This window comes from Fulvivirga ligni, assembly GCF_021389935.1.
GTDB classification, from domain to species: Bacteria; Bacteroidota; Bacteroidia; order Cytophagales; family Cyclobacteriaceae; genus Fulvivirga; species Fulvivirga ligni.
Genome location: NZ_CP089979.1, coordinates 3,033,536 through 3,058,911, shown reverse-complemented (window position 1 = coordinate 3,058,911; position 25,376 = coordinate 3,033,536). Strand labels below are relative to the sequence as shown.

At 39.5% G+C, this 25,376-nt stretch carries 20 protein-coding genes; all 20 read right to left on the bottom strand.

Annotation, left to right across the window (positions count from 1 at the left end):
* Positions 1-27: 27 nt before the first annotated feature.
* On the bottom strand, positions 28-1,425 hold the full coding sequence (locus LVD16_RS13060; RefSeq protein WP_233774390.1) for a quinol:cytochrome C oxidoreductase: 1,398 nt from the start codon (positions 1,423-1,425) through the stop codon (positions 28-30).
* 37 nt (positions 1,426-1,462) lie between these two features.
* Positions 1,463-2,092: a c-type cytochrome gene (locus LVD16_RS13055; protein WP_233774389.1), complete on the bottom strand. Its 630-nt coding sequence runs from the start codon at positions 2,090-2,092 to the stop codon at positions 1,463-1,465.
* 25 nt (positions 2,093-2,117) lie between these two features.
* Positions 2,118-2,642 (bottom strand): DUF3341 domain-containing protein, encoded by a 525-nt coding sequence (locus LVD16_RS13050; RefSeq protein WP_233774388.1) that lies wholly within the window; start codon positions 2,640-2,642, stop codon positions 2,118-2,120.
* Positions 2,643-2,646: 4 nt separating this feature from the next.
* Complete coding sequence (gene nrfD / locus LVD16_RS13045; protein ID WP_233774387.1) at positions 2,647-4,017, bottom strand: NrfD/PsrC family molybdoenzyme membrane anchor subunit; 1,371 nt, start codon at positions 4,015-4,017, stop codon at positions 2,647-2,649.
* A 56-nt stretch (positions 4,018-4,073) separates the two neighbouring features.
* Positions 4,074-7,163 (bottom strand): TAT-variant-translocated molybdopterin oxidoreductase, encoded by a 3,090-nt coding sequence (locus LVD16_RS13040; protein WP_233774386.1) that lies wholly within the window; start codon positions 7,161-7,163, stop codon positions 4,074-4,076.
* Positions 7,164-7,199: 36 nt separating this feature from the next.
* Positions 7,200-8,513 (bottom strand): c-type cytochrome, encoded by a 1,314-nt coding sequence (locus LVD16_RS13035; protein ID WP_233774385.1) that lies wholly within the window; start codon positions 8,511-8,513, stop codon positions 7,200-7,202.
* Between the two features lie 424 nt (positions 8,514-8,937).
* Positions 8,938-9,378 carry an Hsp20/alpha crystallin family protein gene (locus tag LVD16_RS13030; RefSeq protein ID WP_233774384.1) on the bottom strand — a complete coding sequence of 147 codons (441 nt, stop codon included), beginning with the start codon at positions 9,376-9,378 and terminating at the stop codon, positions 8,938-8,940.
* 57 nt (positions 9,379-9,435) lie between these two features.
* Entirely contained in the window at positions 9,436-9,816 is a 381-nt protein-coding gene (locus LVD16_RS13025; protein WP_233774383.1) for a HepT-like ribonuclease domain-containing protein, read from the bottom strand.
* 4 nt (positions 9,817-9,820) lie between these two features.
* On the bottom strand, positions 9,821-10,030 hold the full coding sequence (locus tag LVD16_RS13020) for a hypervirulence associated TUDOR domain-containing protein (RefSeq protein ID WP_233774382.1): 210 nt from the start codon (positions 10,028-10,030) through the stop codon (positions 9,821-9,823).
* 11 nt (positions 10,031-10,041) lie between these two features.
* On the bottom strand, positions 10,042-10,203 hold the full coding sequence (locus LVD16_RS13015) for a hypothetical protein (RefSeq protein WP_233774381.1): 162 nt from the start codon (positions 10,201-10,203) through the stop codon (positions 10,042-10,044).
* A gap of 129 nt (positions 10,204-10,332) precedes the next feature.
* Entirely contained in the window at positions 10,333-12,276 is a 1,944-nt protein-coding gene (locus tag LVD16_RS13010) for a BamA/TamA family outer membrane protein (protein ID WP_233774380.1), read from the bottom strand.
* Between the two features lie 88 nt (positions 12,277-12,364).
* Positions 12,365-13,060, bottom strand: coding sequence for a YiaD family glycine zipper/OmpA-like lipoprotein (locus LVD16_RS13005; protein ID WP_233774596.1), 696 nt, complete (start codon positions 13,058-13,060; stop codon positions 12,365-12,367).
* A 125-nt stretch (positions 13,061-13,185) separates the two neighbouring features.
* Positions 13,186-15,483, bottom strand: a complete 2,298-nt coding sequence (gene tamL, locus LVD16_RS13000; protein WP_233774379.1) for a translocation and assembly module lipoprotein TamL — start codon at positions 15,481-15,483, stop codon at positions 13,186-13,188.
* 3 nt (positions 15,484-15,486) lie between these two features.
* Positions 15,487-20,556: a translocation/assembly module TamB domain-containing protein gene (locus LVD16_RS12995; protein WP_233774378.1), complete on the bottom strand. Its 5,070-nt coding sequence runs from the start codon at positions 20,554-20,556 to the stop codon at positions 15,487-15,489.
* Positions 20,557-20,675: 119 nt separating this feature from the next.
* Positions 20,676-21,113 carry a pyridoxamine 5'-phosphate oxidase family protein gene (locus LVD16_RS12990; RefSeq protein ID WP_233774377.1) on the bottom strand — a complete coding sequence of 146 codons (438 nt, stop codon included), beginning with the start codon at positions 21,111-21,113 and terminating at the stop codon, positions 20,676-20,678.
* Complete coding sequence (locus LVD16_RS12985; RefSeq protein WP_233774376.1) at positions 21,110-21,541, bottom strand: Ohr family peroxiredoxin; 432 nt, start codon at positions 21,539-21,541, stop codon at positions 21,110-21,112. Before LVD16_RS12985 ends, LVD16_RS12990 begins: the two co-directional genes overlap by 4 nt.
* 82 nt (positions 21,542-21,623) lie before the next feature.
* The gene (locus LVD16_RS12980; protein ID WP_233774375.1) at positions 21,624-22,187 is read right to left on the bottom strand and encodes a type 1 glutamine amidotransferase domain-containing protein; all 564 of its coding nucleotides are present in this window, start codon (positions 22,185-22,187) and stop codon (positions 21,624-21,626) included.
* A gap of 139 nt (positions 22,188-22,326) precedes the next feature.
* Positions 22,327-23,496 (bottom strand): baeRF7 domain-containing protein, encoded by a 1,170-nt coding sequence (locus LVD16_RS12975; RefSeq protein ID WP_233774374.1) that lies wholly within the window; start codon positions 23,494-23,496, stop codon positions 22,327-22,329.
* 52 nt (positions 23,497-23,548) lie between these two features.
* Complete coding sequence (locus tag LVD16_RS12970) at positions 23,549-23,905, bottom strand: hypothetical protein (RefSeq protein ID WP_233774373.1); 357 nt, start codon at positions 23,903-23,905, stop codon at positions 23,549-23,551.
* A 150-nt stretch (positions 23,906-24,055) separates the two neighbouring features.
* Complete coding sequence (locus LVD16_RS12965; protein WP_233774372.1) at positions 24,056-25,375, bottom strand: DUF2254 domain-containing protein; 1,320 nt, start codon at positions 25,373-25,375, stop codon at positions 24,056-24,058.
* Between the last annotated feature and the right edge of the window lies 1 nt (position 25,376).

Sequence of the window (25,376 nt, the reverse complement as noted above, 5' to 3'; positions counted from 1 at the left end):
ATATTAATCTTTATTTTAGAACTATTATTAAATATGATGATGTAAACTCTCCTCTAACATTGGATGGTTCTTCGCGAACAATGGCGCCTTAGTAAGGCTTGTTAATGTAACAAATAAGAATGCTACACCGAAGATCATCATCATACCAATTTCAGTGAGACCAAACGCTCCCTCCAACTTCATAGTACTAGGAGTAATCATCAGGTAGAAATCAAACCAGTGACCAACTATTACTATAGGGCATACCAACTTCACTAAAGACATCTGACGCTTGGCATCGCGAGTCATTAATAGTAAGAATGGAAGCACGAAGTTCAAGAACAAATTCATGAATAATATCCAGCTGTAATTTGGAACCTCTAATCTTTGAGCCCAGTAAATAGTTTCCTCAGGCATGTTTGCATAGTACTGTAATAAGAACTGTGCGAACCAGATGTATGTCCAGAAAATACTGAAACCGAATATGAATTTACCAATATCGTGTAAGTGGTTAGAGTTGATAATCTTCAAGTAACCATGTTGCTTCAATACCACAGTGATTAAAGCGATTACAGCTAATCCGTTGATCCACCAGCTAGCAAAAACATACCATCCGAATAATGTACTGAACCAGTGAGGATCAATAGACATTACCCAGTCCCATGCTCCTACTGTAGATGAGAATCCGAATATTACTAAGAAGATAACTGAATATTTACGTGTCTTTCTCCAGTGATCAACACCACCGTTAATGTCTTCAGCGAAGATCTCTCTTTTGATGTAAGTGAACATCAAGTACCAAAGCACAAAGAAGATAACCATTCTTAAAATAAAGAATAAAGGTACTGCACTACCATTAGCCATAGGCCAGAACCAAAGTGCTGCTTTACCTTTTAATATTTCATCACCGTGCTCACCATATAATGAAGCGTGAGTCCAGTGGAATACATCATGACGTACTAACCAGAAAGATATAAACATCAGGATACCAGCGATAGGCAACCAGTTACCCATAGCTAATCCTATTCTTAAAAATCCTACAGACCAGCCAGCCTGAGCTACATACTGTACAGCTACGAAGAATAATCCGATAATAGCTAATCCTGTGAAGTAAACGTTGTTTACCCATAAGCTATTATAAATTCTTTTTAACCAATGAGCCGTTTCATGATGCTCACCGTGAGCTGCTTCTACATCCTCGTGCTCGTCATTGGGCTGTGGCTCTGCGTGAGCACTCCCCTCATGCTGATCATCAGCGCTAGCCAATAGTGATGAGCTCTCATCAACAGTTAAGCCAGCTTCTTCAGATCCGTGACCTTCATCATGCCCATGACCGCCAGACATATTGAATACAGTACCTATCACAAAAAGTACAATACCCACTATCCCTAGGATCATTAAGGTCTTTTTAGCTCCAGCGGTAAACGAAAATCTTTCTTCAGTCATTTGAATATCTATTTTATGCCTTAGGCATTATAAATTATTACTTTTGTAAAGTTTTAACAAATTTAGCAATCTTCCATCTCTCTTCAGGACTAAGCTGAGAACCGTGAGCTCCCATTCTTCCTTTACCCCATGTGATAACATGGAAAATGTGTCCTTCAGTGATATTTTGATAAGCTGCACCTGTTAGGTTAGCTACCCCAGCAAATTTCTCAGAAACCAATCCATCTCCCTGGCCTGCTCCACCGTGGCAATGCTCACAAAATCTGTTGTAAAGCATCTGTCCGTCTTTAACCACTTCATCATTATCTGGTAAAGGGTTTTTCATTGTAGACGCATAAGTAAGGCTGTCTTTTGGTATTCTGTAAGGCAAATAACCGTTCTTATTTCTAGGTACCGTATTTACTGGCGGTACTCTCATTGTCATACCATTTGGATTTAATGGGTTAGAGTTATAGTACTCACCGTGCCCATCACTGTTAGCATCCAACCATTCTGCTGCATTACCAGCATCCTTATCTTTGATCTGAGATAAAGGCTCATAAGGAACTGAGTGATACATGTTAGGAGCATATTCCAGACCCTGATCCTCGCCACCAGCAGCACATGACGCCAGCGAGCCGATCACGGCTAGTCCAAAAACAAATGTTATACTTTTATAAATATTCATTGTGCTAAGTATTCCTTATTACTTTTTAAAAATCTTTTAAATTCACCTCTTGCGCACCAGAGTCACTAATGATAGACTTAATGTCTTCCTGACTCAAGTTATTCTTCGCCAAATCAATCGCCATGATATGCTTATCATCTGTGATTCTTATATCCATTAACCTTGGCTTACCGTGGGGCTTAAGGTTACTAATAATCATGAAAGTACCTACCATACCTAAGGCTGAAAGTAATACTGTTAGCTCAAAAGTAACAGGAATAAATGGAGGTAGTGATGTGAAGTTTTTACCACCTATGATCATAGGCCAGTCATACCCTAACATCCAAAACTGCATAGTAAGAGCCAAAGATGTACCTAGCATACCAAACATAAATGCTACTATTGGTAGGCGAGTTCTTTTATATCCCAGCTCATCATCCAAACCGTGAACAGGAAAAGGGCTATATACTTCGTGGATCTTAACTCCACTTCCTCTAACTTTTCTTACTGCACTTAAGAGTACGTCTTCATCATCATAGACGCCTAATACAAAGTGTTTATTGCTTTCCATTTATTTATTTCTGTTTAGAAGACGATGACTTAATAATACTTTTTACTTCGGCCATGTTGATCACTGGGAAGAACTTAGAGAATAATAAGAACAAAGTGAAGAACAAACCTAAAGTGAACACATACACACCCACATCATAAATAGTTGGATGGAACATAGCCCAACTTGATGGAAGGTAATCACGGCTCAAACACATTACAATAATATCGAAACGCTCGAACCACATACCGATGTTTATCACAATAGAGATGATAAATGATAGCATGTAACTAGTTCTAACACTTCTGAACCATAATGTAGAAGGGATTAAAATGTTACAGATAATTAATGCCCAGAAAGCCCATGCATAAGGTCCTGTAGCCGCACCGTATGACATGTATGTATAATTTTCATATTCTACTCCTGTGTACCAGCCTATGAAGAATTCAGTAGCATAAGCTACAGCAACCACACCACCTGTAACGATGATAATGATGTTCATTAACTCCACGTGCTCACGAGTAATATAATCTTCTAATTTAAGTACCCTTCTAGAGATAAGAAGTAGTGTTTGTACCATTGCGAAACCAGAGAAAATCGCTCCAGCTACGAAGTAAGGAGGGAAAATTGTACTGTGCCATCCTGGAATAACTGAGGTAGCAAAGTCAAATGATACAATGGTGTGTACTGAAAGTACTAGTGGTGTTGCAAGACCTGCTAATATTAAGGCCACAGATTCATATCTAGACCATGTTTTAGCAGCTCCATCCCAACCGAAGCTTAAAACTCCGTACGCTAATTTTGAAATTTTATTAGTAGCTCTATCTCTAATAGAAGCGAAATCAGGAATAAGACCGATGTACCAGAATACTAAAGAAACGGTGAAATAAGTACTTACTGCGAAAACGTCCCATAAGAGAGGTGAGTTAAAGTTAACCCAAAGAGAACCGAAAGCATTTGGTAAAGGAAGTGCCCAGTAGAAACCTAACCAGAGACGTCCCATGTGAAGACCAGGGAAACAAGCAGCACAGATAACGGCAAAAATTGTCATCGCCTCTGCAGCTCTGTTAATAGACATTCTCCACTTCTGTCTGAATAGTAAAAGGATGGCTGAAATCAATGTACCAGCGTGACCAATACCAACCCACCATACGAAGTTAGTAATATCCCAGGCCCAGCCTATGGTTTTATTTAATCCCCATACACCGATACCTTCCCACAATAACATGAATACAGCATAGGCTCCTAAAAGTAAAGCCACAAGTGACACTGCTACTCCTAGCATCCACGACTTGCTTGGCTTACCCTCTACCTGTCTGCATATATCTTCCGTAACATCATGAACGGTCTTACCACCGGTAACTAATGGTTCTCGAACGGATGAAGTAACTTGCATATTCTCTCTATTAAAAATTTCAGTTTAGCGCCCTGTTTCCAGTTTACCTTATTAAATTAAGCTTTATGATCGTTTAAATCCTTGTTTCTGATCTTGGTGAGATACGTAATGTTCGGTTTCACACCAATCTCTTCTAATACATGGTATGCTCTTGGCTCATGTATTTCAGATTCAGTAATGTAGTGTTCTTTCTCAGTATCCTGGATTTGTAGTAACTGATAGATTCTACTGTTCTTATCATTCATGTCACCGAATACGATAGCTTCAGAAGGACAAGCACTTGCACAAGCAGTGTTTACATCACCGTCGTTAGGTCTTCTACCCTCTTTCTTAGCTTCTAATTTACCGTACTGGATTCTCTGAACACAAAGAGAACATTTTTCCATAACCCCTCTAGAACGAACAGTTACATCAGGGTTAAGTACCATCTTACCAAGATCATTGTTCATGGCAGTGTTGATGTTCTCGAAGTTACCATTGTCATGATATTTGAACCAGTTGAAACGTCTTACTTTGTAAGGACAGTTGTTAGCACAATATCTTGTACCAATACATCTGTTATACGTCATTTGGTTCAGACCTTCTGTACTGTGGCTGGTTGCAGCAACCGGACATACAGTTTCACAAGGAGCATTATTACAATGCTGACACATCATTGGTTGGAAAGTAACCTCAGGGTTAGCCGCAGCCTCCTCAAGTCCTTTTAAATCTTCAGGAGCAGCATCACTGCTGTAGTACCTGTCGATTCTTAACCAGTGCATATCTCTTCTATTGATCACTTCCTGACGACCTACTACAGGAACGTTGTTCTCTGAGTGACAAGAAATTACACAAGCACTACATCCAGTACAAAGGTTCAGGTCAATAGCCATTCCCCAGTGGTGGTTGCCGTATTTATGTCCTTTCCAAAGGCTTATTGCGCCAGGGTTAGTAGTTCCATCCTCAGATCTCCAGTCAGCAATTTGTGGCTGATATCTTCCTGCAAATGGATCTTCTTGATATTTAGACAGAACAGACTCTTGAATAACACCTTCACGGTTCATATGAGTCTGGTGCATCTGTGTTTGTGCAATTTGATAAGTATCTGATAATACTTCTACAGTAACGCCTGACATGATATCATAAGAGCATGTTCCGTTTACCATAGTTACTAATGGGTAAGCATCAACACCTACTCCGTTAGCTACTTTACCAGCACTAGTTCTACCATATCCTAATGCTAAACCTACAGTACCTTCGGCCTGACCAGGTTGGATAAGGATTGGTAATTCCATTGATTTACCATTCACTGTAACTTTGGCTTTGTTACACTTTCCTTCAAAAGAAGTAAGGTCATTATCAGAAGCCCATTTTTTAGATACAGTAAGGTAGTTATCCCATGTAGACTTAGAAACCGGATCTGGTAATTCTTGTAGCCATGGGTTATTAGCTTGAGAACCATCACCAATACCTACTTTTTGGTACAATGATAATTCAACGCCGTTTCCTTTATAGTTTTTCTTGATGGCTTGTTTAGCAGCACCTACATTTCCACCAAAGCTAGCAGCCACAGGAGCTACCGGCGCCTCAGTTTCAGATGAAATGATACCTGCACCTTCGTGCACACCAGTGTATAATACTTTATCGAAGTCAGATACTCCTTTAGATGCCCAGTAGCTCTTCACGTATGAATAATAATCCGGCTTAGAAACACCAGACCATGCCATGAAGCTTTCTTGAGCTTGTCTTGTCTTAAAGATTGGAGTAATAGTTGGCTGAGTAAAGCTGAAGCTTCCTTTCTTCACCTCATGGTCATTCCATGACTCTAAGAAGTGGTGATCAGGGGCTACATAGTCAGCAGCTATTGCTGTTTCGTCAGGTCTGTCAGCAGTACTGATTTTAACAGATACTTTGCTTAATGCAGCCTTTAACTCAGCAGCACCTGCATAGTTATAAAGTGGGTTACAGTTATAGAAAATAACCGCTCCTACTCTACCAGATTTCGCATCAGAAACAAATCTCTGCATAGCAGCATCATCTCCTTTACGAACATAAGCAGGCTTGGTAGTATCTATAGTAGATCCATAACTGCCTAAAATCTGATTGATACCATTCACCACCACCTGAACTGCAGGATCATTAGATCCGGCTACAACTAAAGCTTTACCTCTAGCTTTTTTAAGATCAGCGGCTACTTTATTAATACCTTCGTTACTAGACTTTTTGCTGCCTAAAGCATCATAAAGCTCAGCTACAAGGTTAGCTAGCTCTGAAGGCTTAGTAGGGTATCTGTAATCAGCGTTAGAACCTGTTATAGAAAGGTTGCTTTCGAACTGATAGTGTCTAGACATGTTTTTCTTACCATGTCCTAATTTTCTTGTTTGAGCATATTGTCTAGAATACTCAGTAGAAGATAACCAAGTACCTAAAAAGTCAGCTCCAAAGCTTACGATAACATCAGCTTTGCTAAAATCATATGAAGGGATCATTCTTTCTCCGAATGATTCCTGGTTAGCTCTTAAAATACCATCACTAGAAACAGCATCGTACATTACGTGCTGCGCAGTAGGGTATTTAGCTTTAAATTCTTCTATTACCTGAAGTGTTGAAGGACTGTTAACTGTGTTACTTACAATTCTTATTTGTCCTCCCTTAGCAGCTACGCTGTTAAGTTTGCTTACCACTTCTTTATCAAGGGTCTCCCAATCGCCGTTTTTACCAGCAATTTTAGGACCTCTAAGTCTTTCGTTATCATAAAGTGTTAATACACTGGCTTGCACCTGTGCATCAGTACCTCCCTGATAAACTTTAGACGACTTGTTCCCTTCTATTTTTATAGGACGACCTTCTCTGGTTTTAACTACAATACTGCAAACATCACCGCCATTAGCGTATGTAGTAGCATAATAGTTAGGAACACCAGGATCAACGTCAACAGGCTTATTTACATAAGGAATGGCATTTCTAATAGGAGCTTCACAAGCTGCTAAAGAAACAGCTGCGATACCAAAACCCATCATTTTTAAGAAGTCACGTCTGTTACTTCCTCCTTCTTCACCGTCCGTTGGTAGTACCTCAGGAAATTCCCTTTCCGAATTTTTTACAATCTCCGGATTGTTAGATAATTGCTCAATACCTTTCCAGTATGTCTTTTTATTATCACTCATAATCTATCTATAGATGGAATCTTATCAATCAATTTTTTAGTAGTGGCACTTAGCACATTCCAAACCACCAATGTCTTCAACCTTTAAGGCGTCTTTGCTTTCAGCGTCGTGTAGTTCTACAAGGTTGTCATAGTACTCATTACCTTTCGTGTTTACGTCAGTTTTTCTATGACAATCGATACACCAGCCCATAGTAAGTAAGGCATTTTGGTGAACTACTTCCATTTCCTGAATTTCTCCGTGACATGTCTGACACTCGATACCGCCCACTTTTACGTGCTGAGAGTGGTTAAAGTATGCTAAATCAGGAAGGTTGTGGATTCTTACCCACTCAATTGGCTCATTTTTCTCTATCGCAGCGTAAATCTTCTGGATCTGATCAGACTCAGTTTTAACAGCACTGTGACAGTTCATACAAATGTTAGGTGAAGGTATGTTAGCACTCTTACTCTTTCTTACACCCGTGTGGCAGTAGTTACAATCAATCTCATACTGACCAGCGTGAAGTTTGTGAGAGAATGCGATAGGCTGCTTAGGAGCGTATCCTTGCTGGATACCTACAGCGAAAAGGTTGTTGATAACCACTTTAAACGCTATGGCAGTAAAGACAAACACAATTATGAAGATAAAAGGCTTGCTTTTTACTGTTTTCTCTAAGCTAAACGAAGCATTTACAATTTCTGTATCATCTTCATCAAGATCGCCTCTGTTATTAAGATATTTCTTTAATACGGTAGTTATAAGGAGTAGTACTACTAGGATAAGTACTAACACGATAACCAGACCTACCATAATGGCATCTAAGTAGCCTTCTGGAATAGAGCTACCTGTTGGCGCTACTGCACCTGGAGTAGTGGCGACAGTATTAGGATCAGGTTCAGGACCTGCCTCAGTCTGTTGCTTGATATAACCCATGATAGACAGGATTTGATCCCTAGAGAAGCTAGGGAAAGCTGTCATCTGAGTTTTATCATACTCGTTATAAAGTTTGTTTGCGTAATCATCTCCGCTAGAGATAACTTTAGATGAGTTGTGCACGAAGTTTACAATCCAGTCTATGGAAGGAGCTCTATCGTAAACATTTTTTAGGGCTGGCCCAACTAATTTTTCGTGTACTCTGTGGCAAGTCTTACAGTTTGCTTCAAATAAAGATTTACCCTCGGAAATTCTAGCGTCGTCTGTAGGTACCTCACCAGGAGCTGCAGCGGCACCTTCAGCAGCAGCTGTTTCAGTAGCTGCAGCTTCTTCAGTAGCAGTAGTATCCTGCGCCTGTGAAGTGAATGAATATAAAAACGAACCAGATATTATTAATGCTAGAAAAACGCTTCTCAATGATTTTTTTTGCGCCATTGTTAACTTAATTTATAACTCTCAATGCAACAACTTGCATGTCTTAACCCGGCACAAATCTACTATCGGATTAGTTTATTTCAAACATATTTAGAGCAGCTTTTGGCACCTATTGCAACAAAATGAAAGGAAACGTCGTTAGTGGATGTGAAAAATGCCCTCATAGGGTCGAAAAAGGCCTTTCACATCTTTATTTAGAATGCTTATAAATAAAATTCATCCTCCTCGAAAAGGATTGAAATAAGAGGAATAAATTGGATAATTTGGATGGGTATATTTTTTAAATGCCTCATTATCAATGCGCTAATTAATGATGGCGAGACAAAATCACGTTTCTAATTTAGAATTATTAAAATTAAGTGACTAAAGAAACCTTACACAAGAATAAACCTGAGGCAAAATACCTCAGGTTCAATGTTTTATTTTAGTCAATTACAATTTCTCTTCTATTATTAACTGTAACATGATCTTTTTTCGGAATATGAATGGTGAGAATACCATCAGCACAGCTGGCTGCAATTTTCTCTTCATCAACATATTCAGGCAAAATAAATGATCGGTTAAAGGCGGTATAACTAAATTCTCTTCTCTTGTACGTCATCTCTTCAGTAGAGTTGGGTGTTTTAACATTTCCTGAAATATTCAGTACATCATTCTCTACTTCCAGCGTATAGTTGTCTCTGCACATACCCGGTGATGCTAGCTCTAGAATGAACTCCGCATCGTTCTCTATAACGTTCACTGCTGGCAGACGCTCTTTTCTATTGCTAATAAAGTCTTCAAAAACGTCTCTATTGGTAAACTCATCCCAAAAACCTTGATTCAAGCTATTTCTTTTACTTTTCTGTTCAATATCGTATAACATAACTGTTCGTATTTAATGGTTAAAAATTAGAAACTATTGGTTATTGTAAAATTCACTTTACAATAGTCCGCTAGCTTCTGTTTCTTCTGGTACACCCAGTTGAGCGGAAGCTTCAATGGCTTCGTCTCTGATAATGGGTAAATCATTTTCAATAATGCCCCATATCATCTGATGATCTACTTCCATTTCATCGTTATAGCGTGCATTTCGGAAACCGCTTAAAATGTCGGTTTCAAAATTGAGATCGCCTGCATTATCAGAGTTAATGGATAGCTCATAAGCCGCTTGCCCCACCATTTGTAGGTTGCTATAAACCTCCTCTTTAACCTGTTCTTCCTGGGTAAATTGGTGATAATCCAGCTCTCTGGTAAGTTCTACCACCTCTTCAATTCCTTTTATGATATTATTTAAATGTAATTGTTGCTCTTCAATGTTCATGATCTTAGTCTTTTTCTACTTCACTTTCTAATTTCAATACTTTGCTACCATCTTCCTGCTCAATGTACAGTGCCTTATCGTCGTCACTACCTTTTCTTTTGATCTCACTGCCATCAATGGTTCTGGTCACTTCTTCTTTATAGGTTTTAACCACTTTGCCTGTAGCATGGCCGTTACCCCATTTCCATTTTACTTTGGAACCTTCGCGAATCATATCATTAAGAGTTATCGGCCGTAAACACCTTCACCAACATCTCCTTCACCCTTACCTTCTGTAGAATTAAGGGTATCTCCTTTTACTGCGTCCTTATCATCTACTGTGCCTTGTTTTGGCTCACAGCTTACAAGTAAGGCTCCTAATGACATTATTATAAATAGCTTTTTCATCTTCAATAGTTTAGTTGATCTTTCTATTGATAAATGTATAAAAGTCATGCCATGGCTCTAATACGGCCAGAGTGAAGAAAGAAGGCGAATTAAGGATTAAATGACGTGTAGGATGTTCTACAAATGGTGCTAAAACTCTATAACGGCTGGCTTTTCTATACGAAAATCAGAAATTCCCAAGTTGGTCTGTCCGCTAACTTTTACACCGAATGATGACTCATCTTCAGGCACTTGTGGGTACCAGGCTAGCCTAATTTGAATGGTATTAAAGGCTAGGTTTTCATTTCGGAGTCTTAAGCCTACTCCATAGCCCTGATAAAGTTTGTTCTTTAAAAGCTTAGCGGAATTTAGATTGACAATGGCCAGATCAGCAAAGCCAAAAATGGCAAACCTGAACCCTACCAGGTAAAATGGAGTGAATGCCACGGTCTCTGTTTTAATGGATAGCTTTTTATTTCCTCTTAGGAAGGTATTACTGAGTCCCCTCACCCCTCTCCTATCGTTGATATCTACATATTCATAGCCAAAGCGATTGACGCCAAGCACATAATCTATGCTAAGGAATTGACGAAGGTTAACTTTATGATATCTGTAGAGGTAGCTGAAGTATTGCACGCCCGTTCTTAGCACTCCTTGCTCCAAATGGCCATCATACATAAATCCACCAAACTGAACAGAGGGACGTATATAGCCAACGCGCCCGAAGTACTTGCCAGCAGAAAACCGCCAGCCGGCGTAGGTACGATTGTAAAACTCATTAAATTCTCTACCAGCAGTAAATTCTAACAAATAGCCTATAGGAATATCTTCCGTACGTCCATAACCGTTTATGAGAGTACTACGTTCATAGTTTCTTCTTGAAATACCTACAGAATATAGGTAGAACTTGCGGTCAAAGAAGACCTGATTCGTATCCGCAGTGGTAATTGGGCGTTCGATGTAATTATACTTGCTATACCCAATAGCGGCCTGGATGTTTGTTCTTCCATGATCATCATCAGAGCCGATAAGCCATGATCTACCAAACCAATAATCTTGCAGGTTATACTTAGTGGTGTATTCATAAGTGGTGTCGGGGTATTGGCGCTCGGCTTGAATAATGTTGTGACTTAAATCAATACCGCCAGCATATTTAATCTCTGGCGTTATAAAGTTTCTATAGATTCTGGCGGCATATCTGGATATCGGTTCCGAACTGGCATAATTAACCTCGCCTGTGATGAAGGTCTTGCGAATGTTATTGATGGTATAGGTACCATTATAGCCGATCACAGGACTGTTATCTGTGTCATACAGAAATTCATTTCGAAACTCCTGCCCCAGCCCAAGAAAGTTCTTATCTATAACCGCCACATCACTTTTCTGAAAGTTGCCTATTTTGAGCTCTCCCGAAATTGACCATACATCTTTTACTAGAATAAGTATACCCACCAACTCAGAATCTTCTTCATCAGGCACTATATATATTCGAGCATCTTTAATATATGGCAAGCCCCGGAGCACCCGTTCACTATCTTTGAGAAGATCAGGATCCAGCACATCTCCTGTTTCGAAGAAGAGGTTATTTCTGATTATATAACTTCTGGTATAAACGTGTAGACTATTGGCGACCCGAATCGCCCATGAGTTAGTATGCTTGGTAGTGTCATTGATACTGGTACCGAAGACCTCAAGTTTCTTCACGGATATTTCTTTGATTCGCTTACCCGCATATAACTGGTAAAAATCCTGATTAGAAACTGGTTCTGTCTTTACTTTACTGGTATTTACATCTACAAAAAGTAGATCGTACAGCTCTTTGGTAAATTTCTTTTTGTAAAACCTATTCTTGAGGTTATTGTAGAAATCATCGCTTCTTCGGGTTTCATCGCGACGAAGCTTTACCGCTATAGTGTCTGGAAGAAGAATTACTGTATCATTTTCTATATAAATTGACGAATCGGCCAGAATGAGAAAGCTTTTTCCACGCACCGCTACGCTATCCATGCCAGATGAGCTTTTGGGCTTAGGCTTTTGGGCATAACTGCTCAGTGCTAGTGCACTTAAAAATCCAATGATGAAAAGTACTCTCAATTAAACAATTCTAAAATCATATAAAAAACAGAAATCCCAATTCCTAAAGTATCGGAATTGGGATTAATTTAAAAGCTTTATTTATTCTTTACAGCTCACCTCTTTCGGCCATTCTCTTCATTTTCTTGTTAGCATAAATGGCTACTTCAACTCTTCTGTTTTGCTGACGACCAGCAGCTGTACCGTTATCAGCAATAGGTTGATTTTCTCCGTAACCAGTAGTGGTGATTCTACTACCAGCTACACCATCTGAACTTAAATAACTAGAAACTGAAGAAGCTCTTTTTTCAGAAAGCGTTTGGTTATAGCTATCAGCACCAGTGTTATCAGTATGACCTTCTATAAGGATGTTAGTATCTTCATACTTCTTTAAAGTTGCGGCCAGGTCTGACAAGTTCTGTCTTGTAGCCGATTTTAGATTATAAGAATCTACATCAAACAAAAGACCTGAATCGAAAGTAATTTTAATACCCTCACCTACTCTTTCTACTTCTGCACCTTCTAAATCTCTTCTTAGTTCTTCAGCTTGCTTATCCATTTTTCTACCTATTAAAGCACCCGCTGTACCACCTACAGCGGCACCAATAATGGCACCTACGGCCGTGTTATCTGATCCACTACCTATGGCAGCACCTATGGCTCCACCGGCCGCTGCTCCTACAGCACCACCTTTTGCTGTGTTACTAGCCTGACACCCAGTAAGTATGTATGATGATAATACAAATGCAGAAAGGATCAATAACGCTGTTCCTAATGATATTGCTCTATTTTTCACTAATTCCATTGTTTTCATAATTGATTATTTTCATGAAAGCATTACCAAAATGAGTACCAGACTGTGTAATGTACCGTATTTCAAATAAAACGAAGAAACCTTTAAGAATAGTGTGGATGATACTCCACAATATATTAGAAAGGATACCCTATTGCTATGTTATAAACTATTTTACCTAAAGGCGACGATGTATTATCTGAGCGAATTGTGGCAGGAGTTTGCTTAGCAGGGTCTTTTAGTGGATAACCCAAGTCTAACCTCACCACAAAAAAGTCAGCATCGAACCTGAAACCAAAGCCTGTACCTACAGCCAATTGCTTATAAAATGACTTTGGATCGAATTCTCCACCAGGTCTCTCTTCTTCCGCTCTCATGGTCCAGATATTACCGGCATCAAGGAAGACCGCTCCTTTGAAGGCTCCTACTATTTCAAATCGATATTCGATGTTTGCCTCTAGCTTGATGTCTCCAATCTGATCTATGAAAATTTGGGTGGTGTCTGGCTCGTAAGTACCAGGTCCCACTGAGCGAGCTCTGAAGGCTCTGATACTGCTACTACCACCTGAAGCAAAGGACTTACTGTAGGGCAATGAAATGGAGTTTCCGTAAGCATAACCTACACCGACCAACATACGCGTGGCAATTTTATTCTTATCATCCAATCTCAGATAATATCTTAAATCCACATCTCCACGAGCAAACTGAGAATATGGGAAGCCAAGCACTTCATAGGGATCTTCTTCAGATGAGGTCAGCGTTTTTTGCGCCAGGTGCATTACATTACCTGAAATATCAATATTGCCATTGAAGTAGAAATTACTGGTTCTTTTATCTCTGCCTGGCTTGGCCTGTGAATTATAGTAGAAAGAATAGGTGGTTCCTAAAATATACTGTTCTGCATAACTTCTGGCCAGGAAAGGGTTTTTGTTTAAAGTCTCAAGAAATTCATCAGACTCATTACTGATCTGGATAAGATCTATATCAATTGGGAATAATTCATGTCTCCTGGTGGGCGTTTCATTCCAGCTAAAACCATAGCCCAGATTGGCTGTGTATGAGGTAAAGAAGCCACTTCTTTTCTGCATGGCAAAGCCAGCTTTAAGAATGGTCTGTGGCACATACTTAAATGAATTGAATTTAATATTTAATGGAGTAATGAAACGAGGAATGGTAAAGGTATTTTGAATACCAATGGTATAGGAATTTACTGCGCCTCCGGTGGTACTCTGCTGCTGACCTGAGACCTGTACTTCGTAGCCCGTATTCAAGGTGAGCTCGTAAAGTTCTGCACCTCCGAAAGCATTTCTATTTCTAAAAGAGGCATTTACATTCGGCCCCACATATCCATTTGATTTAGAAACCCCTTGAACCTCCAGCCTGAATGACTTTTTCTTAAATGGCGTGAGGTAAATATTTGATCTGAGCCTATTATCATTCATTTCGTCAATACTTACATTCACAAATTTGAATACATCTAGCTGCAGAAGCCTATCAATGGTCACCTCTTCGTCTTCATTGGTGTAGATATTGCCTTTTCTCAACTTCACATGATCAGTAATAGCTTTTGGTTTAAATTCTTGATTATCAGAATAATAGTTGATACTATCAACCACTACTGTATCAGAAGCCTGAGCTTTACTTTCACCTACGAAATCATAATTAGCAAATACGTTGATCTCTCCGAGCTTATAAACTTCCTTGGCTCTTTCCGGGGTATCTTCCTTCACGGTCATGAATATGTCCACTTGTCTGTCACCCACAGTACTATCTGCCCGGAATAAGATGTGATTATCTTCAAAGAAATAAAAGCCTTTGTTCTTCAACTCTCCTTCCAACCTAACCCTTTCTTCCTCAAGATCATTAAGGTCATATCGATCTCCTTTTTTGAAAACCATCTTATCAGAAGCTTCTCGGATAGCAGTAACTAACGGTCCATCGCCTTCTGGCAGATGAATAGAATCATACCTGTAAGGTCTGGTGAGATAAGCTATATATGTTACTTTAGTTTCTCTGTGCTTGGTAGTGGTTTTAGATTCAACTCTTGCTTGAAAGACGCCTTCATTTTTCAATCTGCTTTCTATCAGATTTTGAGTTCTGTAAATGTCTACATCTTCCATGAGCACTGGTGGAGCTCCGAGCTTAGTTCGCATCCAGTATTTAAAGCCTTTTTCCTTTTTGGGTTCACCAGCCAGGTTATAAAAGAAAACTTTTGGCCTGGAGCCTAAAACCTTGGTGTTAGGTGTAGGAGTAATTAGTGCTTCCAATTCAGCCTTTACCTCTTTCTTCTTTTTGAAGTCTCTTTTGGTTTTGAACACAACCTGTCCTCCACCATAGAAATTCTGACCTTCCTCCAGGTGCTTTACGCCGCTGCAGGAAAAGATCATTACCAAAATGAAGGTGGTGCTTATTAATATTTTAGCTTGACGAATCACTTATTACTTATCGTTATTATTTTCAGTTTCTTCTTCCTCTTTCTTTGCGTCCTCTTTCTTTACATTTTCCTTCTCGGCATCCTCATCTTTTGCGTCCTCTTTCTCAGTGTTGTCTTTGGCCTTAAATAACTCTTTAAAGCTGTCATAATCTCTAACGAAGATGACTCCAACACCAGTTTTCACTACATCATCACCACCCTGAAAGAAGTTATCATATTCATTTTCTCTAAAGCCCACTAACCTAAAACGGCCATCTTCTGTTAGCCTGTACTCTATCCGAAGGTCACCTGCAAAATCATTCATGGATTGCTGCCTGTTTTGGTCACTTTGATCCAGGTTGAAATTACCGGCCACTTTCACCACTACTCGATCATTAAAAAGCTGCTTAGAGAGGCCAAGCTCCAGCTGTGTATTAGCCAAAGGATCGTCAGAATTAGTAGGTGCGCCGTTAGATTCCAGATTAAGAGATAGTTCTACTCCTTTTACTTTGTTGGACAACTTGCTGAGCTGTGTGTTCAATATTTTACTCACACTATTTCTGGCTGTGGTCTGAGCCACATTATTACTTGAACTATTAGACGATGTGCCGGTGAGGAAGTTCTTAAATAGCAATAAACCAAATACCTGCTGATCCAGCTCTTCATTTCTATTATTGAGCTGGTTTACATAAGCCACCACCGCTGTACTTGCAGGTGCGCCCTCCTCTAAAGCTAGTCGGAATGAAATTTCTGGTGATAATAATTCACCCTGAATATCTGTATAGACCAGGAATGGCAATTTCTGACTTGATACATCACTGGAAGTAGCTTCTGCCGGTGGTGTAGCACGCACGGTATAAACCGCTGAGATATCCATTCTGGCATTCAGCACATCCCCCGTCCAGAGCAGGTAACTTCCCCTCTGTATTTTAAATTCTCTTTTTACCAGTCCGTAGAAATTCAGATTATAACTACCGTCAAAAACCTCATATCTACCTGCTAGTGTCATATCACCATTTGGCTTTATGCCCAACTTAAGATTGGCATTTCCTTTTACAGCAAGCTTATCACCCGTAACTGGATCTATGACTACGTTAAGGGTATTATTTTGATCAATATTGATGTCTGCATTTATGTTTATACCGGTAATTTGGGCTTCAATGGTATCTTTCTCCTGCTCGCCGGTGTTGAATTGCTGATAAAATGGATCATTCTCCACGTCAGCGTCAAACCATGTAACAATTCCTTCTGTCTGTTGCTCAGTAATCTGGGCTTCTGGTATAACGTATGTCAGCTCACTGCCACTGCTCATACCCACATCCATCTGCACGTTTGGTTGATCTGAATTACCTGTGATGGTGGCATTACAGTTAAGCTCTATTTTACCATAGTATAGCTCATTGTCATCCTCTGAAGTATTGAGTAAAAGGAAGTTATCTGTTTTTAACTTCAGGTCAAACTTATAAAAAGAGTAGTCTGTGGTGGCAACGTCTCCATTGATTCTGGCTGCATTACCATTGACATCATTAATCACAAAGTCATTAAATGAAATACCTGTTTTAGTAAAGTTGAGCGACTCATTGTTGATCTTGAAGGTGGTCTGAACATAAGCAGCTTTGAATCGCGCCTGATTAAAGTTCAGCTTGCCGGCAATATCTGGATCTGCGGTAGTTCCTCTGATTTTCAGTAATCCATTTATGCTACCTTTCATCTCCGTTAGCTGGCCCATGGTGAATGATTCTATTGTAGAAAGATCAAGATTAACCAGATTAGCATCCAAATGTATTTCTGGAACACTATCTGCCAGATAATATCCATCTACTTTTACATTATTAAGGCTGTTTTTAATATCTAGATCAAGGTTATACTTATTGCCGCCTTCATTGAAAGCCACCACAGTTACGTTACCCACAGTATCTCCTTTATAGCTAAACTGATTGATATCTAAATCAGAAGTAAAGGCTAGACCCGCTTCTTCCATATTCAGATTAAACTCACCGTTCAAAATACCATTGATTAGGTATACATCTGATTCTTCCAACTTACCCAGGGCACCCAGGCTGAAGTTTTCAATATTTACCGCCAGTGTACTATCGCTCTTGTCGTTTACTTTAGACTCTACAATGATCTGCTGGCTGCTATCCTGCAAAATCATATTCTCCACCCAGATACCTGAGGGGTGAATATCTATTCTGTTGGAAGGCTTTACATCCCATTCCTGATAATTTAAAATGAACTCCCCGGGAGTAAACTGAAACCTGTAATAATCCTCACCACTGATGAAGATACCACCAAACATGTACTTGGTTTCTCCTTCATCATTATTGATCATGAGCTCAGTTTTAATGTGGTCAGCCTCCACATCACCATGCCAGTTGATATGATCTACCGTGATGCTTCCACTACTCAGCTTTGCCACCTTCATAAGATAACTCATGCCAGCTTCATCAGAATTTACTTCTATCCCCAGCGAGTCTACCTCTGTACCGGCATATATTGCCTTGTGCAGATTGATATCAAGGTTGAGCTCCCAGAGCTCACTGTTATAATTACCTTTTATTGGGCCAGGCCTTAATTCATCCAGTTCGGGTACCAGAAGATCAGTGAAGAAACCTGGCTTGATCACGTTGATATTGAAATCGAAGCTTTGTGGTGTTAACTGCTGTACGTCCTCCACATCGGCCAAGTCATAATATCTGTTAAAATGCTGCTCTAAAACCTGAGGTAGCGTAACGATATCAAAGTTACCTTTAAATTCTGCGGTGATGATATTAGATTGAATACTGATGTTGGTGCTATCTTCATCCGTTTTTGAGGTGAGTAGAAAGGTATCCATTTGGTACACGTGGGTGCCTTTGCCCATCACAAAATCATCTATAGCCAGAGTACCGTTAATCCTTTTAGCGGAAGCCATTCTAATGTCAGAAATGATCTTGGCTCTAACTTTAAGTTCTTCTTTGGCAAAATTCAGCGCATATAAGTCGAGGGTACGCAGATCCAGGGTAAATTGATAATGAGGAACGCTGTCATTAAGGTTTACGGTGCCATCAAACTCAAAGTCGGCATTAGGATCATCCATAGCCAGCTGACCGGTAAACTCCTGCGCCTGTACTTTACCATTGACAGAGATATTTTTATAGGTATATCCATTATAATCGACAGCCGTTACTTCTCCATCTAGCTGTGTATCAAGATCTTCTATGGCAAACCCCTTTCCTTCGGCTTTCATATTTAGAGAGAGATTACCCATTTGGTCCTCTTGCATAAGAAGCTTACCTAACTTGAAGCTATCCACCTTCACGGTGCCGGCATAGCTATAAATACTATCCTGTTCCAGCTTCATTTTCACATCAGCCAGGGCATCTCCGTAGCTAGTGGTGAGGTTAAGCTTAGATGCAAAATCATTTAAAGAGCCTTTGAATTTACCTTTCAGAGCAATATTCTGTGGAATGCTGATATTCTGTGGTATCAGACTATCGGGAAGGACCAGTTTGATATCTTCTCTGCTAGTAGCTACATTCTTAATTTTTAAGTTCAGTCTGGTTTTATTTACATCTGGCAGTCCACTAACCTGACCATCTATGGCCAGCTTGGTATTATTCAATGCTTCAGCCTGTAAGTTATTGATATCCATATCGGCCATAGATCCTTTTATATCACCCTGAAGAATTACCTGACTAGCTTTGCCATTGAAATAGCTCATGCTCTCTTTTAAGGCCGGCTGAAAGTAGAAAATATCCTCAAAATCTATTCTTGACCTCTGTATTTCGGCATCGATTTGAAGTGCGTTGAGATTATCTGCTATAGCCTCCATAGAAGGGTAAGCAATAGCCAAATCACCAGTTATATTGGTGTGATCAGTTTCTAAGTGGAGATTTTTAGCAAATGATTCCTTTTCCCCATACTTGAATTCTGCATTGAAGCTTTTCACGCTTAGTCCACCCTGCTCTGATGCCGTGAGGCTATTCACTTTACCATCTGCATAGCCATTTTTAAATACTATATTTTGAAGATCAGCATTCAACTTTTGAAACCACATGTGATTAGGATCAAACCCATCTACCTTTTCATAATTATGATTATAGAGCCTGAAACCAACATTTTTGATATTGGCCTGCGCTACACCGGTAAGAATTTCTATCTCTTCCTCTGAAACTGATGTGGTATCAGTTGGTTCTTCCACCTGAGTAGAATCCTGGGTGTACTGATCGATGGAGATAAATGTATTTTCTATATCTATGGTTTTAGCCACGTAGACCTGTCTTGCCAAACTCATACTATCCACCTCAATGCCCACCTTACCTATATCCGACTTGAATTTCATATTGCCTGGTCGGTCTTCAAAGGTGAACTTTACATTATTGACTGTGAGCAAGTTACCTGCAATATCAAATACCTCTGAACTGGTAGTATCTGACGACTGTGAAGGCTTAAGAATTTTGAAGCTTCCCACAGAGTTCTCAAGAGCAATTTCATCTACCAGAATATGAGCATTATTGAGATCAAACTCAGAAATGTCAGTGTACAGCGAGCCTACATTCAGGTTTAGGCTAATTCCAGTATATAAATCATCATACCTTACTCTGGTATGCTTGATATCTACTTCTTTGATGGAAAAGTCGAATGGCTTGGTCTGGGTGGTATCTACAGGTGCCTGTGTAGTATCCTGAGCTGCAAAAGCATCTACTATAAATTGATAATTGAATGTACTATCAGAATTAGTGGAATAGATATTAGCCACCAGCTTTTCTACTTCCAGATCATTGATTTGAAACTTATTATCCAATAAGCCCCACAAATCGGTGTTTATACCAATATGATGAGCATAAACCAGTGTATCTTTCTTCTGGTCTTCTATGTAGATATCTTCTATGACAATGGTTTTGGGGAAGTCAACATAGAGTCTGCCAATGCTGGCCTCTGTATCTACTTTGCTTTTGAAGAAATTAAGTGCTTTTCCAGTAACAAACTCCTGAACTTTCGGGAGGCGCAGGGAGAAAATGGCAATGACCAAAATCAAAATCAGGCTAAGAATAATCCAGCCTGTGATTTTCAGAATTTTAAATAGAATGTGTTCGAAACCTTTACTTGCCATTTAATTTAATTGCCTCAATAACGGCGGCGCAATATTAAGTGTTATAATCCTTTATATAAAAATGACCATCTTAATAATTTAAGACGGTCTATTTTATAAATTATCTATATGTTAACAGCTTATTCTGCTACTTGTTTAGCAATTACGGTAACCATAGTTGCGGTTTCCTGATCCCATACCTCGGCTGATTTCATATTTACTCTCAGCAAGCATAAATCCGGATCATCAATTCCTTTAGGAAACCATGCTTCATGAATGTCATTCCATAATCTCCTTTTTAGGCTGTCGTCATCCACACATTTGGCCGTACCACTAATGGAAGCGTAGGTGTGAGAATGAGTATCAGAATAACTGATATTTACCAGATTATTCTCTTCAATCTCATCCATTTTAGGGGAGTTTTTGGATGTGAAAAACCAAATATCTCCGTCATGCCCTACCGAAAGTGTATACATTGGGCGGCTTAAGAGCTCACCATTCTCATCTTTAGTGGTTAACATGGCCACTTCAATGGAGGCAATAGTCTCTCTCAGCTTATCTACTCCGTTGATCATCATACTTCAACTTCAATTTTGTTGGCTGTAACCGTAACATCAATGTTTCCAGCAGTTGCCTTAGAATATGGACATACTTGCTGTGTTTTCTGTACAAGCTCATTTAGCACATCGTCCTCTACGCTCTCATCTATAACATTAAGAGCTGCAGATAAAGCGTATCCATTATCTTCCTCATTGAAAGATACTTTAACAATGATTTTGGTATCTCCTAGATCAACGTTTTGCTTTTTTGCCACTGTACCTAGTGCTCCCAGAAAACAAGGCCCCCACGCTGCAGCAAAAAGCTGCTCCGGGTTAGTACCTTCTTTACCTTCACCTCCCATAGATTCCGGCTTAGCCAGCTCCATGTTAAGTACACCATCTTGTGATTTTACATGACCTCCTCGGCCACCTTGTGCGGTTACTTCCGCTGTATATAACGCTTTCATATTTTTAATATTTAGTTGGTTAGATTTAAAGAAAAATGGACTGAGGCCAAAAACCAGACCTCAGCCCGAGCTAAAAAAATGATTAAATGGTCTTCTGCCCTTCGTGTACTCCTTCGCAAAACTCTTCAATCATCTTCTTGCAAAATGCAGGTATATCGTCAGGATTACGACTAGTTACTAGTCCCTGATCGGTAACAACTTCCTCGTTCTTCCACTCAGCACCTGCATTAATTAAATCGGTTTTAATAGATTTATATGACGTTACTTGTCTTCCTTCTAAAGCTCCCGTTTCTATCAGCGTCCATGGTCCGTGACAGATGGCAGCGATTGGTTTTCCCGCTTCAAAGAAATGCTTCACAAACTCAACGGCTTTATCATTAGCTCTCAGTTGATCAGGATTTAGCACTCCTCCTGGTAGTAGTAGTGAATTATAATCACTTGGTAATGCTGCATCTAATGCCTTATCCACGTCATAGGAATTACCCCAATCTGTGCTGTCCCATGCTTTTACTTTATCTTCGTTAGGTGAGATAACATGTACAGTAGCTCCCGCTCTTTCTAATGCTTTTTTTGGCTCTGTAAATTCAACTTCTTCAAATCCGTCGGCTACCAAAATGGCAACTTTTCTATCTTTTAAAATGTCCATATCTCAAATTTTTTAATTCTATAATTAATATACTTTCTATAGTGGAAAAATGGTGCCAGCCGCTTGATAAGGGCTAAAACCCTAATTCCACACATTTTACCGTGAACCCGATTACACATTCTGTTCACAGTTGAGGTATTTATTGCATTGTATATCTAAATACCGCACTTACTGCCGATCCTTCTTCCACCATATCTTCTTCATCCACCACATACACCGATCCGCCGTGCTTCACAGTTTCAACAGCAGCTTTATTGAGTAGATCAGTATTGCCTACTTTATGCATGGCATCAATAGCAATTTTGTTAGTGTCTTGCTGGTAGGTACCCCAGATATGCTCTCCTTTTTTGATGAAAAGAGATTCTGCCTGACCATTTAGTGCCGCTGGGATTACCTCTTCAGGACCATAAGCAGCCTTTCCATGAGATAGATATTCATTATATCGCTTACCCGCTTGTTCATATTCTGCGTTAAACTGTTCTTTAACGATATCCCAGGCCAGCTCCTTAATTTTCAATATATCCGTATGTTCATGATTACCAGATATATGTTGTGCCTGAAGACCTTTATAAGAATTGTTTTTCTGATAGATAGGAAATAGATAATCTACACAAGCCACTACTAACGGAGCACTTTCATCATGCAGCATTTCCATTAAGCCTTTATTAACAGCATTGAAGTATTTAGAAATTTCCTCCTTCTTCTCTGTTTCACTACCAACTCCATGACCGTGATATAATGCTTCACCTTGCTCCCCATGACCAGATCTGAATTGAAGATTGCTCTCTTCTACTTGTGTGCCTACAGCCTCAACCATTGATTCCGGGATAAGTCCTTCAGTTTCAACAACAATGAGAGTGTTTTCAGTGGCTTCAAAGAAGCTAACGTTATTCAGGCTGAGCAACATAATAAAATGTCTGCCAGATCCGTGTAATAAATTAGCTAGTGGTTGTAAATAAAGTTGGTTAGAAATGTAGGTATACTCTTCTACAATTGTGGGTAGAGAATAGTACTCCATCTTGTCCTTATAAAGAAACAATGCCAGACTATCTGATTGCTTAGACCAGAAGCTATTATCTGAATCTATTAAATCATTAGCTGGCTTTAAATAGGTTTCTATTTCTGACTTGTTAAGGCCAAAACCCTGTAATTGCTGAGCAGCCTCCTTTAGTTGATTCTTAAGACGGGTTTTGTTCTTATATCTTGCTTCTTCTCCCCCACTTCGTTCTGTGGGAATGTATATAGACACACAGTGTGGCTCGTGAATATCAGCAAGTTTTAAAAATTCAGATTTCTTAAATATATCCATAGCGTTTTTTTATTATTGGTTATACTTAAGACAATCCAAAAAGCGTACCTGCTTATGCGCTCATAAGGGTAGATCTGGTTTTTCTGGTGGTTCTCTTTGTGCTCAAATCAATGATCGCCTGCTTAAGAGATCCAAGATCGTTCACAATGAAGTTATACATAGCATAAACATCCTGACCGATTCCATCTATAAAGTCTGCTTTCTTGAAGCTCTGTAAAACATTCAGCATAGGGTACTTCCCAAATAGCTGAGAAGCTTCAATACCAACCATAGTGAGACTTCTATATACCGGTATTTTCACATCATCTTCTTCTAGTTCATCGGGTGTAAGGTCCGGGCAGTAGTTCTCAATATCATCAATACAGGAGAGCATGTTTTTAAGGTGGATTTGATCGTCAAGAGTTTTCATGGCTAGTTAGTTTTTTTGTTCTTAGATTAGGTTATGTATTACCTAATCAATACTGTGCCAAGAAATAGTGCCATTGAAATGATAATTTGGGCTATAAATTGATCTGTAGACCACATTATTGGGTATCACATTCCCCTGCTGTTGACCATATTACCCATCAATGTGCTGAACGTGGTATCCATCTGATAAAAGGTTGTTGATTTTATCAATCATTTTATTCAGAGATTCTACATCTAAGTCGTTGTGTATGTGCTTTCTACAAGACTCCACCATACTCTTCACATATTTCTCTAACACCTCTTGATGCACCAGGTGCTCGCGGTCTGCGTAAGCCAGATTTTTAAGGCTTTCGAGTATGTTTAGCATAACCGTAGCATCCATTTTTCCATATTCTCTTATGGGTGTAAGGTTGAAATAAAGGAGCTCTTCAAGGGTAACAGATTGCACCATTATTACGGGGTTGCCATCAGAATCGCCAAGATATTCACGCTCCTTCAGGCGCATTTTTCTTATGTAGAGAATGGACAATAAATCAATGGCCTTAATGGCTGTTCCAGGATCGTTGATTCCAGGAGATAAAGCCTTCACCGCAATTTCAGAAATTTGTTTAAAGCCAAACAAATAGTGATCAGTAACATGCTCCTCAGCATAAAAAATGAAGCAGCTACGAATATCCTCTTCCAGCTCTTCATTAATCTCTTTGCTTATTTTAAGGAAAGGAAAGCCTTTTACCATGAAGAAGCCACTCTGCTCCATTACTTCCACTTTGATATCATGCTTCTTGCATATTTTCAAAAGCGAATCCTCCTTCATTTGCTTCAGATAGCCCGCCCGCTTGGTATAGAGCGTATACCAGTTTTCAGTATCGGGAAGCTCTTTAGTTTCATCTTCCACCTCCGCCAACTCCATTTGTTCTTCCGTTTGGCGGTAAATGCTATCTAAGATATTGTCTACTTGTATAGACCGGGAAATAGAGTGAATGAAATACACAAAAAGCCCTAAGCAACTGATTACGAAGATCATAGAGAATAAAATACCCAAAGCCGGTATTCTATATTTCGCATCTGGGGACTGGATGTTTATGGTGAGAATTAAACTGTAAATGATGGTACCTAAGTACACACCAAGCACTACCTGATGCGCCTTATTGGTGATTAATCCAGGGATTACCCGCGGTGACAAGGTGGAAGAAGCTCTATTCAGCACTACCATTACCATGGAAAAGCTGAACACCATTAATGAAATAATACTGCCGACAGCGGTGCCCAATATCAAACGGGCATTATCCACTCCATGCACTAAAAGAATACGGATATCCTCCTTAAAGTCCAGTATGAAAGACTCATACTCCACTGACATTACCAGAAAAGAGAACAGCAGAAAACCTACTGCGATTAGTGTAGGATAGAAAGCAATACTGTTGGTTATTTCTAAAGAAACCTTGTAAAGAACACGTCTTAGTTTTTTCATT

Excerpts from the sequence above, each read along its gene's own strand:
- LVD16_RS13060 (WP_233774390.1), bottom strand. The coding sequence starts at position 1,425 with ATGACTGAAGAAAGATTTTCGTTTACCGCTGGAGCTAAAAAGACCTTA.
- LVD16_RS13055 (WP_233774389.1), bottom strand. The coding sequence starts at position 2,092 with ATGAATATTTATAAAAGTATAACATTTGTTTTTGGACTAGCCGTGATC.
- LVD16_RS13050 (WP_233774388.1), bottom strand. The coding sequence starts at position 2,642 with ATGGAAAGCAATAAACACTTTGTATTAGGCGTCTATGATGATGAAGAC.
- nrfD (WP_233774387.1), bottom strand. The coding sequence starts at position 4,017 with ATGCAAGTTACTTCATCCGTTCGAGAACCATTAGTTACCGGTGGTAAG.
- LVD16_RS13040 (WP_233774386.1), bottom strand. The coding sequence starts at position 7,163 with ATGAGTGATAATAAAAAGACATACTGGAAAGGTATTGAGCAATTATCT.
- LVD16_RS13035 (WP_233774385.1), bottom strand. The coding sequence starts at position 8,513 with ATGGCGCAAAAAAAATCATTGAGAAGCGTTTTTCTAGCATTAATAATA.
- LVD16_RS13030 (WP_233774384.1), bottom strand. The coding sequence starts at position 9,378 with ATGTTATACGATATTGAACAGAAAAGTAAAAGAAATAGCTTGAATCAA.
- LVD16_RS13025 (WP_233774383.1), bottom strand. The coding sequence starts at position 9,816 with ATGAACATTGAAGAGCAACAATTACATTTAAATAATATCATAAAAGGA.
- LVD16_RS13020 (WP_233774382.1), bottom strand. The coding sequence starts at position 10,030 with ATGATTCGCGAAGGTTCCAAAGTAAAATGGAAATGGGGTAACGGCCAT.
- LVD16_RS13015 (WP_233774381.1), bottom strand. The coding sequence starts at position 10,203 with ATGAAAAAGCTATTTATAATAATGTCATTAGGAGCCTTACTTGTAAGC.
- LVD16_RS13005 (WP_233774596.1), bottom strand. The coding sequence starts at position 13,060 with ATGGAATTAGTGAAAAATAGAGCAATATCATTAGGAACAGCGTTATTG.
- LVD16_RS12995 (WP_233774378.1), bottom strand. The coding sequence starts at position 20,556 with ATGGCAAGTAAAGGTTTCGAACACATTCTATTTAAAATTCTGAAAATC.
- LVD16_RS12990 (WP_233774377.1), bottom strand. The coding sequence starts at position 21,113 with ATGATGATCAACGGAGTAGATAAGCTGAGAGAGACTATTGCCTCCATT.
- LVD16_RS12985 (WP_233774376.1), bottom strand. The coding sequence starts at position 21,541 with ATGAAAGCGTTATATACAGCGGAAGTAACCGCACAAGGTGGCCGAGGA.
- LVD16_RS12980 (WP_233774375.1), bottom strand. The coding sequence starts at position 22,187 with ATGGACATTTTAAAAGATAGAAAAGTTGCCATTTTGGTAGCCGACGGA.
- LVD16_RS12975 (WP_233774374.1), bottom strand. The coding sequence starts at position 23,496 with ATGGATATATTTAAGAAATCTGAATTTTTAAAACTTGCTGATATTCAC.
- LVD16_RS12970 (WP_233774373.1), bottom strand. The coding sequence starts at position 23,905 with ATGAAAACTCTTGACGATCAAATCCACCTTAAAAACATGCTCTCCTGT.
- LVD16_RS12965 (WP_233774372.1), bottom strand. The coding sequence starts at position 25,375 with ATGAAAAAACTAAGACGTGTTCTTTACAAGGTTTCTTTAGAAATAACC.